Source organism: Nocardia flavorosea NBRC 108225 (genome assembly GCF_001613385.1).
Lineage (GTDB): Bacteria > Actinomycetota > Actinomycetes > Mycobacteriales > Mycobacteriaceae > Nocardia > Nocardia flavorosea.
Window position 1 is genome coordinate 262,786 of sequence record NZ_BDCG01000015.1, and the last position, 15,853, is coordinate 278,638.

The 15,853-nt window shown below is 66.9% G+C and carries 14 protein-coding genes and 1 riboswitch; of the genes, 7 read left to right on the forward strand and 7 right to left on the reverse strand.

All coding sequences use genetic code 11. The annotated features are described in order from the left end of the window. On the reverse strand, positions 1-561 hold the full coding sequence (locus NFL01S_RS19445; protein ID WP_062977279.1) for a TetR/AcrR family transcriptional regulator: 561 nt from the start codon (positions 559-561) through the stop codon (positions 1-3). 44 nt (positions 562-605) lie between these two features. Then, complete coding sequence (locus NFL01S_RS19450; protein WP_062977281.1) at positions 606-1,616, reverse strand: SDR family NAD(P)-dependent oxidoreductase; 1,011 nt, start codon at positions 1,614-1,616, stop codon at positions 606-608. Positions 1,617-1,750: 134 nt separating this feature from the next. On the opposite strand from NFL01S_RS19450, the gene NFL01S_RS19455 reads away from it, so the two are divergent. The 4 genes from NFL01S_RS19455 to NFL01S_RS19470 all read left to right on the forward strand — a co-directional run bounded on the left by NFL01S_RS19455 (position 1,751) and on the right by NFL01S_RS19470 (position 7,358). Beyond that, complete coding sequence (locus NFL01S_RS19455; RefSeq protein WP_062977283.1) at positions 1,751-2,203, forward strand: hypothetical protein; 453 nt, start codon at positions 1,751-1,753, stop codon at positions 2,201-2,203. An 8-nt stretch (positions 2,204-2,211) separates the two neighbouring features. After that, complete coding sequence (locus NFL01S_RS19460; RefSeq protein WP_062977285.1) at positions 2,212-5,637, forward strand: error-prone DNA polymerase; 3,426 nt, start codon at positions 2,212-2,214, stop codon at positions 5,635-5,637. Between the two features lie 434 nt (positions 5,638-6,071). Further along, positions 6,072-7,124, forward strand: a complete 1,053-nt coding sequence (locus NFL01S_RS19465; protein WP_063915995.1) for a DUF4349 domain-containing protein — start codon at positions 6,072-6,074, stop codon at positions 7,122-7,124. A gap of 6 nt (positions 7,125-7,130) precedes the next feature. Continuing rightward, entirely contained in the window at positions 7,131-7,358 is a 228-nt protein-coding gene (locus NFL01S_RS19470; protein ID WP_062977287.1) for a DUF167 domain-containing protein, read from the forward strand. A gap of 15 nt (positions 7,359-7,373) precedes the next feature. On the opposite strand, the gene NFL01S_RS19475 is transcribed toward NFL01S_RS19470, so the two are convergent. Then, entirely contained in the window at positions 7,374-7,529 is a 156-nt protein-coding gene (locus tag NFL01S_RS19475; RefSeq protein WP_157116711.1) for a hypothetical protein, read from the reverse strand. A 35-nt stretch (positions 7,530-7,564) separates the two neighbouring features. Then, positions 7,565-8,029, reverse strand: coding sequence for a tRNA (cytidine(34)-2'-O)-methyltransferase (locus NFL01S_RS19480; RefSeq protein WP_062977291.1), 465 nt, complete (start codon positions 8,027-8,029; stop codon positions 7,565-7,567). A 704-nt stretch (positions 8,030-8,733) separates the two neighbouring features. On the opposite strand from NFL01S_RS19480, the gene NFL01S_RS19485 reads away from it, so the two are divergent. After that, positions 8,734-8,979 (forward strand): DUF3017 domain-containing protein, encoded by a 246-nt coding sequence (locus NFL01S_RS19485; protein ID WP_051157170.1) that lies wholly within the window; start codon positions 8,734-8,736, stop codon positions 8,977-8,979. Positions 8,980-9,027: 48 nt separating this feature from the next. Here the strand turns inward: NFL01S_RS19485 and metX are convergent, their stop codons facing one another. Next, positions 9,028-10,173: a homoserine O-acetyltransferase MetX gene (gene metX, locus NFL01S_RS19490; protein ID WP_245670789.1), complete on the reverse strand. Its 1,146-nt coding sequence runs from the start codon at positions 10,171-10,173 to the stop codon at positions 9,028-9,030. A gap of 184 nt (positions 10,174-10,357) precedes the next feature. Beyond that, a riboswitch (SAM riboswitch) is annotated at positions 10,358-10,468 on the reverse strand. A gap of 273 nt (positions 10,469-10,741) precedes the next feature. On the opposite strand from metX, the gene NFL01S_RS19495 reads away from it, so the two are divergent. Continuing rightward, positions 10,742-11,959 carry an NADP-dependent isocitrate dehydrogenase gene (locus NFL01S_RS19495; protein WP_062977292.1) on the forward strand — a complete coding sequence of 406 codons (1,218 nt, stop codon included), beginning with the start codon at positions 10,742-10,744 and terminating at the stop codon, positions 11,957-11,959. 160 nt (positions 11,960-12,119) lie between these two features. Here NFL01S_RS19495 and NFL01S_RS36295 read toward each other — a convergent pair whose 3' ends face one another. Then, positions 12,120-13,223, reverse strand: a complete 1,104-nt coding sequence (locus NFL01S_RS36295; RefSeq protein ID WP_210744687.1) for a transglycosylase SLT domain-containing protein — start codon at positions 13,221-13,223, stop codon at positions 12,120-12,122. Positions 13,224-13,441: 218 nt separating this feature from the next. Here NFL01S_RS36295 and NFL01S_RS19505 point away from each other — a divergent pair, with 218 nt between their 5' ends. Further along, entirely contained in the window at positions 13,442-14,689 is a 1,248-nt protein-coding gene (locus tag NFL01S_RS19505) for an acyl-CoA dehydrogenase family protein (protein ID WP_062977296.1), read from the forward strand. 190 nt (positions 14,690-14,879) lie between these two features. On the opposite strand, the gene ephH is transcribed toward NFL01S_RS19505, so the two are convergent. Next, a complete protein-coding gene (ephH, locus tag NFL01S_RS19510) occupies positions 14,880-15,728 on the reverse strand; it encodes an epoxide hydrolase EphH (protein ID WP_062977298.1) in 849 nt (282 codons plus the stop codon). Positions 15,729-15,853: the final 125 nt, after the last annotated feature.

The following is a 15,853-nucleotide window of genomic DNA, read 5'->3' on the forward strand; positions in this document are numbered from 1 at the left end:
TCAGTGCACGATCGAAGCGATATGGTGCCGGAGTACCCGGTCCGCTGTGCCTCCCGGAGCGCCGTGCGGATACACGAGTTCGAAGGCCAGCCCGCTGAGCAGGGTGATCAGCCGCTCGGTCTCGAGTTCGATATCGGCGGCGCCCACGCGTTTCAGTGCTTCGGCGACGACGGCCCGGTCGTGTTCGCCCAGCCCGCGGGTCTCCACCTCCAGTCCGCCCACCGATCGCGCGTTCGCGACCAACTCCGTGCGTACCAGCAGATCACGGTGGTCGAGGCCGAGCAGCAGGGCGCGCGCGACGGCCTCGAGGTAATCGCGCCGGCCGGTCACCGTGGTCGGCCGGTGGACTTCTTCGACTGCGGCGAGTAGCCGGTCCCGGCGCAGTTCGAGTGTCCTGGTGGCGGTCACCAGCATCCCGTAGCGGTCGCCGTACAGCCTGCGCAGGGTTTTACCGTCGACGCCCGCCCGGTCTGCTACTCGCCGCGGGGTTGTTTCGTGCACGCCGCGGATCGCAATCGATTCCAGAACCGTCTCGAGTACGGCGTCCTTTTCACTGTTCACGAAGGTTCACTGTGCACGAAACCCGACCGGCGGGGCGGAACGGTTCACCAGTGCGTGCCGGGAACCCAGCGGGCGGCGCGGCGTAAGACCGTTCCGGTGCCCCGTGCTGCCCTTGCCCGTACGCGGGGCAGCGGACCGGATGCCCGCGGGGGCGCGGGGAGTTCGTCGTCTTCGGGGACGCCGGTCTCCACGTCGCGGACCATGGGGAGCCGCGACTGGGGGAGCGGTTCGGCCTGTTCGCCGCGGGCGGCCGGGGAATCGGGAATCATCCGGTAGTAGCGGTGCAGGACGAGGTCACGGATGCGCGGGGCGAACAGGGCGCCGTATTCGCCGAGGGTGCCGACCGGGACATCGATCCGCCGAGGGCGTTCGGTCAGGGCCCGGACAATCGTCGCGGCCGCCCACTCCGGTGATTCGGCCGGGCCCTGGTTGCCGGTGGGGGCGATCATCGGGGTGCGGACCAGCGGCATGTGGATGGTGGTGAAGGTGACCCCGTCGGCCATGGTCTCCACTGCCGCTACCTCGGTGAACTTGTCCAGCGCGGCCTTACTTGCAAGGTAGGCGGAGTATCGCGGGGTGGCCACCTGTACGCCGGCGCTGCTGATGTTGACGATATGGCCGGATTTTCGTTCCCGCATCTGCGGGAGCAGGGCCAGCGTGAGTCGCAGGGCACCGAAGTAGTTGACCGCCATGGTGCGCTCGTAATCGTGTAGCCGGTCGGTGGAGCGGTGGATGGCCCGCCGGATGGAACGGCCGGCGTTGTTGACGAGCATGTCCACGTGGCCGTGTTCGGCGGTGATCTTCGCCAGTGTCGCCTCGACCGACGCGGAATCGGTGATATCGCACGGGTATCCGTGGGCAGCGCCGCCGCCGGCCCTGATCTCGTCCACCGCGGCGGCGAGTTCGTCCTCGCGGCGGGCGACCAGCAGGACCACCGCGCCTTTCTTCGCCACCGCCGTCGCCGCCGCCCGGCCGATCCCGGACGAGGCGCCGGTGATGAGGATATGGCGCCCGGTGAGGTCGCGTTTGCCCCGGTGGGTTCCGTTTGCGCTCATGAGCAGCCCCTCTGTGCAGGTCTATCCCGGCCGAACTTACTCCAAAGTAAGAAAGCGCGCCAGGGTCGACAGTGTTCGAAAACAGGTTCGAATATCTCTCTCCCCGTTCGAACATATGTGCGATACTTGTGTCCATGACGGACGATCGGATGGCGGATATCTATGCCGCGGTGCGGCTCGGCGGCGTGAATCGAGAGGCAGCGCGGCAGGCGCTGCAAATGCTGTGGGATCAGTTCGGTACGGACGGCGAACCGCTGCACCGGAGCGTGATCGCCCACCACCTGGCCGATCTCCAGGACACGGCCGAGGAGGCGCTGCTCTGGGACACCCGGGCGCTCGACTCGGCATTCGTGCCCGGTATCCCGCTCGACGACGGGCTGCTCGGGTTCCTGCCCTCGCTGTATCTGAGCCTGGCCGACAGTCACCGGCTGGTCGGCGATTTCGATGTGGCCCGGATGCAACTGGCCCTGGCCCGCGGGCATGCGAGCGTCCTCGCCGACGACGCCTACGGGCGGGTGATCCGGGCCGGGGTCGATCATGTCGCGACCCTGCTGGCCGTCGAGTCCACCGACCGGGTCGCCTGCTGAGGTGGCGTATGGGATGGAGTAACGGACCACCCAGCTGGGCGGAGCTGGAACGGGTCCTGTCCGGTCGCGCGAAGCCCGGGCAGCCACCCGGCGACGGCGGAGATGCCCCGGCGTGGAGCCGCAGTCGCGGTGAGTACCGGGCCGAACCGCTGGTCCGGCCGGCGGGTCCGGCGGTTCCCTACGCGGAACTGCATGCGCATTCGGCGTTCAGTTTCCTCGACGGTGCCTCGCCGCCGGAGGAGATGGTCGCCGAGGCCGCGCGGCTGGGCCTGTCGGCGATCGCGCTCACCGACCACAACGGTTACTACGGGGTGGTGCGGTTCGCGGAAGCCGCGGCCGAATACGGTATGCCCACGGTGTACGGGGCGGAACTCACGCTCGTGAAACCCGGTATAGCGCAGAACGGTTCGGTGATACAGACCGGGGACGCGCGGTCTCGCAACGGTATCGATCCGGTGCTTCGTAACGGGGCCGATTCGGCGCGGAGCGCGGTTGCCGGCCCGAGGAATGCGGACTCCCCGCCTCGTACCGGCGCCCCGGATCCGGAAGGGGAGCATCTGCTGGTGCTGGCACGCGGTCAGGAAGGTTATCGGCGGCTGTCCCGGGAACTCGCGGCGGCGCATATGGCAGCGGGGGAGAAGGGGATCCTGCGTTACGACCTCGACGCGCTCACCGCGGCGGCCGGCGGGCACTGGCAGATACTCACCGGTTGCCGTAAGGGTCGCGTGCGGCGGGCGCTGGAACAGGACCTCGCGGACGGTGGGCAACCGCTGCGTACCGAGGCAGCCCTGCGTGACCTGTGCGAGCGTTTCGGCGCCGACCGGGTCGCGGTGGAACTCACCCGTTACGGACTGCCGGGCGACGACGAACGCAACAGCGCACTCGCCGCGGTGGCGGAGCGGGCAGGGATTCCCGTGGTGGCGACCACCGCCGCCCATTTCGCGTCCCCCGCCCGCGGTCGCCGCGCCGCCGCACTGGCCGCTATCCGCGCCCGGCGCAGTCTCGACGATCTCGCCGGCTGGCTCGCCCCCGCCGGCGGCACCCATCTGCGTTCGGGGGCGGAAATGGCCGGACTGTTCGCGGAATTCCCGGCTGCGGTAGCGAATTCGGTACTGATCGCCCGCGAGTGCGCATTCGATCTGAAGCTGATCGCGCCGCAGCTGCCGCCGTTCGATGTGCCCGCCGGTCACGACGAGAACTCCTGGTTGCGTGAACTCACGCTGCGTGGCGCCGCCGACCGTTACGGAACCCCGTCCCGGAACCCGGCGGCCTACCGGCAGCTCGAACACGAACTCGCCGTGATCGAGCAACTCGGATTCCCCGGCTATTTCCTGGTGGTGCACGATATCGTGCGGTTCTGCCACGATCACGACATCCTGTGCCAGGGAAGAGGTTCGGCCGCCAATTCCGCCGTCTGCTTCGCCATCGGGATCACCAATGTCGATCCGGTGGCCAACAAGCTGTTGTTCGAACGTTTCCTCTCTCCGGAGCGGGACGGGCCGCCCGATATCGATGTGGATATCGAATCGGACCGCCGCGAGGAGGCGATCCAATACGTGTACCGCAGATACGGCCGGGACTATGCGGCGCAGGTGGCGAATGTGATCACCTATCGCGGGAAATCCGCGGTGCGCGACGCCGCCCGCGCGCTCGGTTTCGCCCCCGGCCAGCAGGACGCCTGGAGCCGGCAGGTGAGCCGGTGGACCGGGGTGGGCGCGGAAACCGGCACCGATATCCCCGCGCCGGTACTGGAACTGGCCGCCGATATCGAAGGCCTGCCCCGGCATCTGGGAATCCATTCCGGCGGGATGGTGATCTGTGACCGGCCCATCGCCGATGTATGCCCGGTGGAATGGGCGCGCATGGCCGGGCGCAGTGTGCTGCAATGGGACAAGGACGATTGCGCGACAGCGGGTTTGGTGAAATTCGACCTGCTCGGGCTGGGGATGCTCTCCGCGCTGCACTACATGATCGATCTGGTCCGCGAACATATCGGGGTGACGGTCGAACTACACACCCTGGACCTCACCGAACCGGCCGTGTACGAAATGCTGTGCCGCGCGGATTCGGTAGGTGTTTTCCAGGTGGAATCCCGTGCGCAGATGGCGACCCTGCCACGATTGAAACCGGAGAAATTCTTCGATCTGGTGGTCGAGGTCGCGCTGATCCGGCCCGGGCCCATTCAGGGCGGATCGGTGCATCCCTACATCCGTCGTAAAAACAAGGTGGAGAAGGTCACCTTCGAGCACGAGGCGCTGCGGAACTCGCTCGAACGAACCCTCGGCGTACCACTGTTCCAGGAGCAGTTGATGCAGATGGCGGTCGACGTCGCCGGATTCACCCCGGTGGAAGCCGACCAACTGCGCCGCGCCATGGGATCGAAACGCTCCCCGGAGAAGATGGAGCGGTTGCGCGGGCGGTTGTACGAGGGGATGCGCGATCTGCACGGGATAACCGGCGAACTCGCCGACCGTATCTACGAAAAACTCCTCGCTTTCGCGAATTTCGGCTTTCCGGAAAGCCATTCACAGAGTTTCGCGGCACTGGTCTTCTACTCTGCCTGGTTCAAACTGCACTATCCCGCGGCGTTCTGCGCCGGACTGCTGCGGGCACAGCCGATGGGTTTCTATTCCCCGCAGTCACTGGTCGCCGACGCCCGCCGGCACGGGGTCGCGGTGCACGGCCCGGATATCAATGCCAGTCTGTCCGAGGCCACGCTGGAACAGCGGGGCACCGAGGTGCGGCTGGGCCTGGCGACGGTACGCGGTATCGGTTCGGACCTCGCGGACAAAATCGTGGCGGCCCGGGCGGAAGGCGGTCCCTACACGTCCTTCCTCGACCTCACCGGGCGCGTGGAAATGACCGTGCCGCAAGCGGAATCGCTGGCCACCGCGGGCGCGCTCGGCTGTCTGGGGTATTCGCGCCGGGAAGCGCTGTGGGCGGCCGGAGCGGCCGCGGGCGAACGTGCCGACCGGCTCCCCGGAACCGGCGCCTCGACCAGTACACCCGCCCTACCCGGTATGAGCGACCTCGAACACGCCGCCGCCGACGTCTGGGCCACCGGGGTCTCACCGAACAGTTACCCCACCCAGTTCCTGCGCCCCCGGCTGGACGCACTCGGCGTGATCCCGGCCGCCGGCCTGCTCGCGATCCCCGACGGAACCCGGGTCCTGGTCGGCGGTGCGGTCACCCACCGGCAGCGGCCCGCCACCGCCGGCGGGGTCACCTTCCTGAACCTGGAAGACGAAACCGGCATGGTGAACGTGGTGTGCTCGGCCGGTCTGTGGACCCGCTACCGCCGGCTCGCCCAGGGGGCGACAGCGCTGCTCATCCGCGGGCGGGTACAGAACGCCGAAGGCGCGGTGAGCATCTACGCCGAACACCTCCGCCACCTGGATATGCGTATCGGTTCCCGCTCCCGCGACTTCCGCTAGCTGTGTTTATCGGTGCCGACTCCGCCGGCGCGGGGTTTCGGCCCCTCTTGGTCCCTGCTTTCCGTCTCGGCACTCGCGGCTGCGCCGCATCGCACCGAGTACGGAAAGCAGGGACGGGCCGAAACCTTTCACGGCCTCGCTGAACTCGGCGCCGCCGTTGGTTGCGTCCGATCTGTGGGGGTGGCCGAAATCTGACGCATCTTGTTGAGCTCGGCGCCACCGTTGGTTGCGTCCGGCCCGTGGGGGTGGCCGAAACCTGACGCATCTTGCTGAGCTCGGCGTCGCGGCCGGCTACGTCGCGTACGACGCGGAGCGCCGGTTCGTGAAGCCGATCCGGCGATGGTGCTGTCGGGATGGATGCTAGCGGTGCCGGTCCGGGGTCGCGGGGCCGGCGTTCGGGTACCTGATCCCCGAACACCCATTACGCTGCCAGCATGCGAAAGCTCGGGGTGTTGTTCGTGGTCCTGTGTGGTTCGGTGCTGCTCGCCGGATGCGGTGGCGGTTCCGGGTCCACCACGGACGCGCCGGCATCGATGGAAGGTGGCGCGCCCGCCGCGACCCCGGGGTTCCGGGTCCAGCAGGCACCGGCCCGGGAACAGGCACCCGTACCGGACAACGGGCCGCAGGTCACCGACCGTAAGGAAGTGGTCACCGGGACGGTGGATCTCACCGCCGACGACCCGATCGCCGCCGCGCAGACCTTGACCGACCGCGTGATCCGGCTGGACGGGCGGATCGATCAGCGCACCGAGAACCCCGGCACCGGGGACGACGATCCGCACGCGAATCTGGTCATCCGGATCCCGGCCGGCGAAACCGACGCGTTCATCGACGGTCTCGGGGAGATCGGCGAGGTCACCGAGATCAGCACCAACCGTGACGACGTCACCCTGCAATGGCAGGACCTCGATGCCCGGATCACGGCCCTGCGCGCCTCGGTCGACCGGCTCCGCGATCTGATGGCCCGCGCCGCCAATACCGCCGACCTCATCGCCGCCGAAGAAGCCCTCGCCGACCGGCAGGCCGAACTCGACAGTCTCACCGGCCAGCGCCGCTACCTCGACGACCAGATCACCCTCTCCACGCTGACCATCGATATCGGCACCACTGCCGAGAAGAAGGGCGATACCGGACCCGCCAACTTCTGGGACGGTGTGGTCGACGGATGGCATTCGCTGATCGACTGGTTGAAGGACGCCGTGGTGTTCGCCGGGCAGGCACTGCCGTGGCTGGGCTTCCTTGCCGTACTCGGTGCGATCCTCGCGGCGGTGGTCCGGCTCTTCCGGGGGCGGCGTCATCGGTCCCGCACCACCACAGCGGTTACGCCCCCGGTGGGATCCGTCGGCTCCGCAACCCCGGAGGCCGCCGCCGTTTCGGCCGAAGAGTCCGGTGCTGCCGGTAAGCCCGGGGCGGCGGACAAGTCCGCTCATCCGACGGACAAGTCCGGCGGACCCGCGGACGAGTCCGGTGGATCGGCCGGAGAATAGGGCGGCATGGCGACCACGGTGCGCGCAATGATCAAGCCGAACAGCCGCAAAGGCCCGCTGGTGGAAGAACTACCCGACGGCACCTTGCAACTGTGGGTGCGGGCACCGGCCGTCGAGGGCAAAGCGAACAAGGCCGCAGCCGAACTGCTCGCCGGTTATTTCGGGGTCCCCAAAAGCGCGGTACGACTCACCGCGGGAGCGACGGCCCGGCACAAGAGGTTCGAGATCGGCTGATCCGGGAAGCCGGAGTCACTCGTCCACATCACCCGGTTGCAGATTTCCGTCGTATGGCTCCTCCGGGCATTCCACGGCCTCGGCCACCAGCTGTGGTAGCACCCCACCCGGTTTCGCGTAGTTCTGATTCGGCGAATCCGGCGCATAGGTGACCTCGACGAGCAGCCTCACGCGATCCTGGATCGGATCCGGAGATACGGCCGGGATCAGACCGCGCCCGGGAACCCGTGCTGGCGCCACGCCTCGTACACCGCCACCGCTGCCGCGTTGGCGAGGTTCATCGACCGGCGGCCCGGCAGCATCGGGATGCGCACCTCTCCGGTGAGGTGCTCGTCGGCGAGTACTTCGGCCGGCAGCCCCGACGGTTCGGCGCCGAAGAGCAGCACGTCACCCGGGCGGTAGGCGATATCGGTGTGCGGAGTACCCGCTCTCGTCGTGAACGCGTACACCCGCTCGGGCATCAGCCGCGACCATGCGGTGGCCAGGTCCGGATGGACGGTTACCGAGGCCAGGTCGTGATAGTCCAGTCCGGCTCGCCGCAGCTTGGCCTCCGACAGGTCGAAGCCGAGCGGCTCGATCAGATGTAACTCGCTGCCCGATCCGGCGGCCAGCCGGATCGCATTACCTGTATTGCCCGGTATCCGCGGTTCGTGGAACATCAATCGGAACACAGCCGACCAGTCAACCAGGTGGTGGTGGCCAGGAACGGCCCAGCCCGTGCCGGAACGATTATCGGGTGACGTACCGCTCCTCGGCGGGCCATCGGCCTGGACGGTCCAGACGGAGACCGCTGCGCCGAATCGGTCCGGGCGGCGCCGCGCTACCGGTGAAGTGACAGCGGTGGACCGTGCCGTCGCCGTCGACGGATAGCACCGAATCCCGGCCCAGGGAAGGTGCGGGTCGCGGCTGAACGGGAAGAACGGGGCGATCGCGGTCCACTCGGCGTCGGTGTCCCCCTCGGCGGCGTTGATCCAGTGGTAGAAGCGGCCGGGCAGAACGGCACGGAGCCGTCGGGCCGATCACGCCGTCGATCCGCCACTCGGGTATCGCGGGTCCGGGACCGCGCGGATCCCACCTCGCGCGGCGCGGGCCTCGGATCCGTCGAAGCTCTGGACACCGAGGCTGATCCGCGTTGCGCCCCGCGCCGTGAGTACGGCCAGGCTGACGCGGCGGCAGGGGAGGCCTCCGCGGAGAAGCCGATACCGCGCAGGTCGGCGCCCATGGTGTGTTCGGCGATATCGCACAATCGGGTGAGTTCGCAGGCCTGAACGGCCCATCTGGAACAATTGCCACCGTGACCGACGCCGAGACTGTGACCGAGGGCGATCCCGGCACCGGTAGCCGCCTGGCCGTGTTCCTGCGCTGCCATCTGCCGATGGTGGTGGTGGTCGCGGTGATCGCGGTCGCCGTGGTGTTCGTCGCCCAGGACAGGTGGCGACGCGGCGCCATCTTCTTCGGGGGCGCCACGTTGATCGCCGCCGCATTCCGGTTGTGCCTGCCCACGGTCCGGGTGGGGTTGCTGGCAGTACGCAGCAAACCGTTCGATGTGGGCGCGCTGACCCTGCTGGGCAGTGTGATCGTGTTCCTCGCCGCCACCATCAATACGCTCGGCGTGAGCTGAAACATTCCTGCGCCCGGGGTGTTTCCGGGTGCCGGAGGCGATTACGCGTCAGCGGTGGGTGCGGGCCAGACCCATCGTCTGGACCAGCAGCTTGCCGATGGCCTCGGCCTCGGTGAGGAAGGCATCGTGACCGTCGCGCGACGAGATGACCTCGAAATGCCGGCAGCCCGCCAGGCCCTCGGCCAGTTCCCGCTGGGTGTGCAGCGGGTACAGCCGGTCGGAGTCGATCCCGCCCACGATGCACGGCACCTCGGCGCGTGCCATCGCCGCCTCGATCCCGCCGCGGCCGCGGCCGATATCGTGCCGGTTCATCGCCTCGCTGAGCAGCACATAGGTGGCCGGATCGAACCGCTTGCACAATTTCTCGGCCTGGTACTCGAGATAGCTCTGCACCGCGTACCGGCCGCCGTCCCAGGGGTCTTCACCGGCCTGCGGACTGTTGGCGAACCGGCTGTCCAGCTCGACCTCCGTGCGGTAGGTGAGATGCGCGATCCGCCGGGCGATGCCCATCCCGGCCATCGGCGCCCGGCCGGTGCCGTGGTAGTTACCGCCCTGCCAGTCGGGGTCGCCGGTGATGGCGGCGATCTGGGTGGTCTGCGTGCCGATCTGGTCCGCTGTCGCGCGGGCGCCGACGGCGAGGACCAGCGCCGCGGCCAGGCGCTCCGGGGCGCACAGCATCCACTCGAGGACCCGCATACCGCCCATCGAACCGCCGATCGCCGCCGCCAGGCGGTCGATACCGAGCACGTCGAACAGTCGCAACTCGGCACTCACCTGGTCGCGGATGGAGATCTCCGGGAAGCGTGCACCCCACGGCGTGCCGTCGGGGGCCGGGGACCCTGGCCCGGTGCTGCCCTGACAACCACCGAGCACATTGGTGGCGACCACACACCATTCGTCGGTGTCGATCGGCGCGCCCGGCCCGACCATCCCGTTCCACCATCCGGGTTGCGGATGGTCGGCATCGGGTTCGCCCACCACATGGGAATCGCCGGTCAGGGCGTGCTCGATCAACACCACGTTGTCCATGGCCGGGGACAGTTCGCCCCAGCGCTGGACGACCAGTTCGACCGCCGGCAGCCGGGCCCCGTTCTCCAGGGTGAGTTCGCCGATCTCGATCACGCCGACAGTGCCGTCGGACGGTGGTAGCTGCGCCACGGGTACGGCCGCGGTCCGGTCGGTGCTCACCTTCACGCGATGGCTTCCGCCCGCTGGGCCGCGACCGGCGGCAATAGCCGAATTATATGAGTCGCGGTCGTGAAGTGGGCGGGGATACTGCCAGCGGTCATATCGTGCTCCAGAGAATAGGGGGTTGCTCGCCGCGTTACGGAGTGCCAGGGCCGAGGCGACCAGCACCGGCACATAACGGCGACCTCCTGACATGCGCTTGCTCCCGGCTTTCGGAAGCCCGGTCATCACCCGGAGCACCCCACCGCAGCTGGAGGGTTGCCGGCCAGCGAGCCGGGGCTTGACGCTGGCACTCATGACCTGTTCCACATGGTAGCTGTGGGCTGTGGTGGATCGAAATCGGCATGGGCCGCCACCAGGTAATCTTGTGGCGCGACTCACTTTGTGAGATCTCACGACCGGGGCTGGCTGCACCGTGCGACCACCACAAGCAGTACGCTCGTCTTGGTTACATCAGACGTCTCGTGGACAACGCGGGATGTATACGTTGTCTGTTGAACAGCTGGGGTCCGCTCACAAGCGTGTTCGCCTGGTTGTGCAATGAGGGCACCATCTTAGGAGGACACGAAGATCCATGTCCAAGATCAAGGTTGAAGGCACCGTCGTAGAACTCGACGGCGACGAGATGACCCGGATCATCTGGCAGTTCATCAAGGACAAGCTGATCCACCCGTACCTCGACCTGAACCTCGAGTACTACGACCTCGGCATCGAGTACCGCGACAAGACCGACGACCAGGTCACCGTCGACGCCGCGAACGCGATCAAAGAGCACGGCGTGGGCGTCAAATGCGCGACGATCACCCCTGACGAGGCCCGGGTCGAGGAATTCGGTCTGAAGAAGATGTGGCGGTCGCCCAACGGCACCATCCGCAACATCCTCGGCGGCACAATTTTCCGCGCGCCCATCATCATCTCCAATGTTCCGCGTCTGGTCCCCGGCTGGACCAAGCCGATCATCATCGGCCGCCACGCTTTCGGTGACCAGTACCGTGCCACCGACTTCAAGGCCTTCCAGGCCGGTACCGTCACCCTGACCTTCACCCCGGAGGACGGCAGTGAGCCGATCGTCCACGAGGTCGTGAAGATGCCGGAGGACGGCGGCGTCATCATGGGTATGTACAACTTCAAGAAGTCCATCGAAGACTTTGCGCGGGCTTCGTTCAACTACGGGCTGCAGCAGAACTACCCGGTCTACATGTCGACCAAGAACACCATCCTGAAGGCCTACGACGGCATGTTCAAGGACACCTTCCAGGAAGTGTTCGATGCCGAGTTCAAGACCCAGTTCGATGCGGCCGGCCTCACCTACGAGCACCGGCTGATCGACGATATGGTCGCCTCCTCCATGAAATGGGAGGGCGGCTACGTCTGGGCCTGCAAGAACTACGACGGCGACGTGCAGTCCGATACCGTCGCGCAGGGCTTCGGTTCGCTGGGCCTGATGACCTCGGTGCTGCTCACCCCGGACGGCCAGACCTGTGAGGCGGAGGCCGCGCACGGCACCGTCACCCGGCACTACCGTCAGCACCAGCAGGGGAAGCCGACCTCGACCAACCCGATCGCATCGATCTTCGCCTGGACCCGTGGCCTCGAACATCGCGGCAAGCTGGACAACACCCCCGAGGTGATCGGTTTCGCGCAGACCCTTGAGGATGTGGTCATCAAGACCGTCGAGGGCGGCCAGATGACGAAGGACCTCGCGTTGCTCGTCGGTGGCGACCAGGGCTACCTCACCACCGAGGAATTCCTCGCCGCGCTCGACGCCAACCTGGCGCGCGCGCTGCGCTGACGAATCCGCGGCCCCACGGACCCGGCGTGCGACAGCCCCGGATCGTGGCGGCCGTAGCGCTCCCCGGGGCGCCGAGAACAGGGCTGTGTTCTCGGCGCCCTTTGTCATGAATGCGGTGGTACACGACCCGGCTTCGCGGTCCGCCGGTGGGAGGCGTCGTTCAGTAGCCCTTCGCGGGCCTGTTCGGATCGGTCTGCTGGACCGCGGACTGCAGGTTGCTGCCGTCGGGTTCGACATCGTATTGGTGCATGACGTAATTCATGCTGGCCGCGACATTCGCGACCGGGTCGTGGATATCGTCGGATGTCCCCCGCACGTGGTAGGCCTTGAAGGTGCCCGGTATCGTCTGGGTGAGCCCCCGGGAGTTCTGCCCCGCCGCGGCATTGCTGTCCCAGTTGTTGACGGCATTGGGATTTCCGGCGGACTCGCGTGCGATCAACACCTGGTACCCGCGCGTCCAGTTCTCCCGGGCCTCGGGGTCCTGGATGCCCAAGGCGTCCAGTGCGCCGGAAATCGCCGCGGCGGTGGTCGTATTGCCCGTGTAGGCGGAGTAGTCGGATTCTGCTGAAGACGACAAATACTTCGGCCTGTCGTCTTCGTCGTCTTCTCCTTCGCTTCTGTCGTCGCCCGGTGTCATATCGCCCGGTATCATGGGGAGCATCGGTGGGATGCTTTCCATGCTCCCGGCGCTGCCGGTGTTGCCGAGTTGGGTGGTTCCGTTCCGGTCCAGATCAGAGGTGCCACCACCATCGATGTGATAGCTCTCCTCGCCGATCCACGACACGGCGGCCTCGGTTTCGCCGAAGACATCGTCGACCGCATCGAGGACGTTTTCGAGGAGCCTCGTCTCGGTATGCGCCGGTAACCTTCCGTACCGGTCCACCGGGTAGGGGCCGCCCAGGCATATCTGCAGCGCCTGTACATGGAACTTTATGGCGGCGAGTTTTGTGCTGGAGGCGTCGTAGGTCCTGTCGGCGGAAGTCATCACCTGCTTGTGCTGATGCTCCAGCGCGCGCCTGACCGCATCGACATCGGCAATTTTCGTGCTGTAGTTCTCGATCATGGTCGAACGGTCGGCGGGCCGGACCAGGTGCCGGGTGTGGAACATGTCCAGCATGCTCGGCGCCTCGGCCGGCGCCCCGGTCGCCATCAGATCGGCACAGTTCTGGATGGCTTGTTCGGCGGCGTCGAGAACGCCGGTCAATCCACCACTGGCTCCGGGCGGCGGGTCGAGTTCGACCCGCCAGTATCCTGCGGGTCTCATCGAAATCCGGCACCTTGCACGCCATCCATTATCGCCGCGCAGCGCTCCTTCTTCCCAGAAGTGGGGAGCCATCCTTTCGGATGTCGCGCCCTGACCACCGGTTGCGCGAAACCGCCGGAACTATGGCGCCGGCGGGTCGAAACTGGCACGCTGTCAACAAGCGGCGGTGCCTGTGGCCCGCGGTTTACGCTGTAGCACGGTGATACCGGAGGGTGACGATGTTCGAATGGTCCGATACCGATCTGATGGTCCGCGACGCGGTCCGGACTTTCATCGATAAGGAAGTGCGCCCCCATCTCGACGCACTGGACAGCGGCGAAATGCTGCCTTACCCGGTATTGCGCAAGCTGTACGCGGACTTCGGTATCGGCGCGATGGCCGAGGAAGCACTGAACAAGCAACTGACGGCCAAACGCGCGGCGGCCGAGGGTGCCGAAAAACCGGCCGCGGGGGACAAGGACCCCTCCGGCGGCGGATTCGATCAGCAGACCATGATGGCCGTGCTGACCAGCGAACTCTCCGGTGTCTGTATGGGGCTGTGCAGTTCCCTCGGCGTGAGCACCGGACTCGGCGGCGCGACGATCCTGTCCCGCGGCACACTCGCCCAGCAGGAGCGCTGGGTGCCCGATATCGTCAGCCTCCGCAAGATCGCCTGCTGGGCGATCACCGAACCGGATTCCGGATCCGACGCCTTCGGCGGTATGAAGACCTACGTCCGGCGCGACGGCGAGGACTACATCCTCAACGGTCAGAAGACCTTCATCACCAACGGCCCCTTCGCCGACACCCTCGTCGTGTACGCGAAACTCGACGAGGGCGACGGTACGCCCGCCCGCGACCGCAAGGTGCTCACCTTCGTGCTCGACAAGGGTATGGAAGGACTCACCCAGGGCAAACCGTTCAAGAAGATGGGCCTGCACGCCTCGCCGACCGGCGAACTGTTCTTCGACAACGTCCGCCTCGGCCGCGACCGGCTGCTCGGCGAAACCGAGAAACACCGCGGCGGTGACGGCCGGGAAAGCGCCAAATCCAGTTTCGTGGCCGAACGTGTCGGCATCGGTTTCATGGCGCTGGGCGTGATCAACGAATGCCTGCGGCTGTGCACCGATTACGCCCGCAACCGCAAACTGTGGGGTCAGGAGATCGGCCGGTTCCAGCTCATCCAGCTCAAACTGGCGAAGATGGAGGTCGCGCGGATCAATGTGCAGAACATGGTCTTCAACATCATCGAGCGCGGGAAAGCCGGTAAACCGCTGAGCCTCTCGGAAGCTTCCGCCGTGAAGCTGTACTCCTCGGAAGCGGCGACCGAGGTCGCGATGGAAGCCGTACAGCTCTTCGGCGGCAACGGCTATATGTCGGAGTACCGGGTCGAACAGCTTGCCCGCGACGCGAAATCGCTGATGATCTACGCGGGCAGCAACGAAATCCAGGTCACCCATGTGGCGAAGGGTATCCTCGCACTCTGATCCAGGTCGGTAGGAGCACTGCCGTGCCCGGCTACACGGGCGCGGCAGGGTTCGGCAGCGGAACGCCCTGCGCCGAGTACGTCCGGCGGTGGTGTGGGAGTCCGATCGGAACCCAACGCGACCAGCGGATGTGCCGAGTCCAGCGAGGCCCTGAGAGGCCGAAACCCGCGGCGCCGCAGGCGCCGCGAAATTACACAGCCCGTAGATGGTCGCGGCTGGCGTAGATGTGTTCGGCGACGAGGTTGGCGATTCGTTCGGGATCCTCCAGCATGGGCACATGCCCGGCCCTGTTCAGCATGATCCGATCGGCCGACCCGGGCAGCTCACGCAGGAACCTTCGGCCGTGTGCGTAGGCCGGCAGGACCCGGTCGGAGTCGGCCAGGATCACCCGAACCGGCGTGGTCAGATCGGACATATTCGCCAGGGACGGCCCCCGCAAGGTGTCGGCGGTCAATGCGGGCAGTGCGGGGCAGTGCAGAGCGGCAAGAACGACGGCCGAGATATCCGCGCGGGATACCGCATGGGGGTTCTTGGTGAGCAGGCGGGCCATCACCCAGCGCACGAGCCGGTTCTCGACCGGGTAGCCACCCAGCTGCCGGAGAATTTCGGTGATCGGAATCATCGGCGCGATCTTGGCAGCGGCGCGGATCTGGGTTATCGAGGGAGTTTTCCAGCCACCGGCCGGTGCGATCGCGGTGAGTGTGCGGGCCCGGCCGCGGCGGGCCAGTTCGAACCCGACCCAGCCGCCCAGCGAATTACCGACGATATGGCAGGTTCGCCAGCCCATATCGTCCAGTTGTGCCTCGACTCGGTCGGCCAGGGTGGTGGCGGAGTAGCGGCCGTCCGGGAACCCGGGCCCACCCCAGTGCCCGCCGAGTGCAGGCGCGAAGACCTCACACCGGGCAGCCAGCAGGGTGGCGGTCTGTTCCCAGCAATGCGGTGAGAGCAGGACGCCGTGCAGGAGGAGCAACGGTTCACCGGAGCCCAGATGCAGGGCGGTGACCGGCTCGGGTGCTGGAGTTGCGGAGGTGCCTGACATCGATATCGTCACCCCTTCCTGGCAAGTAGCGGTGACTTGTCATTGTACGGCCGGCGATGGCCGTGCCTTCCGCGCTGTTGCGTCTCGGACGGGAGCGGATAAGGCCCGGCCGTGCGGTCCGAGCT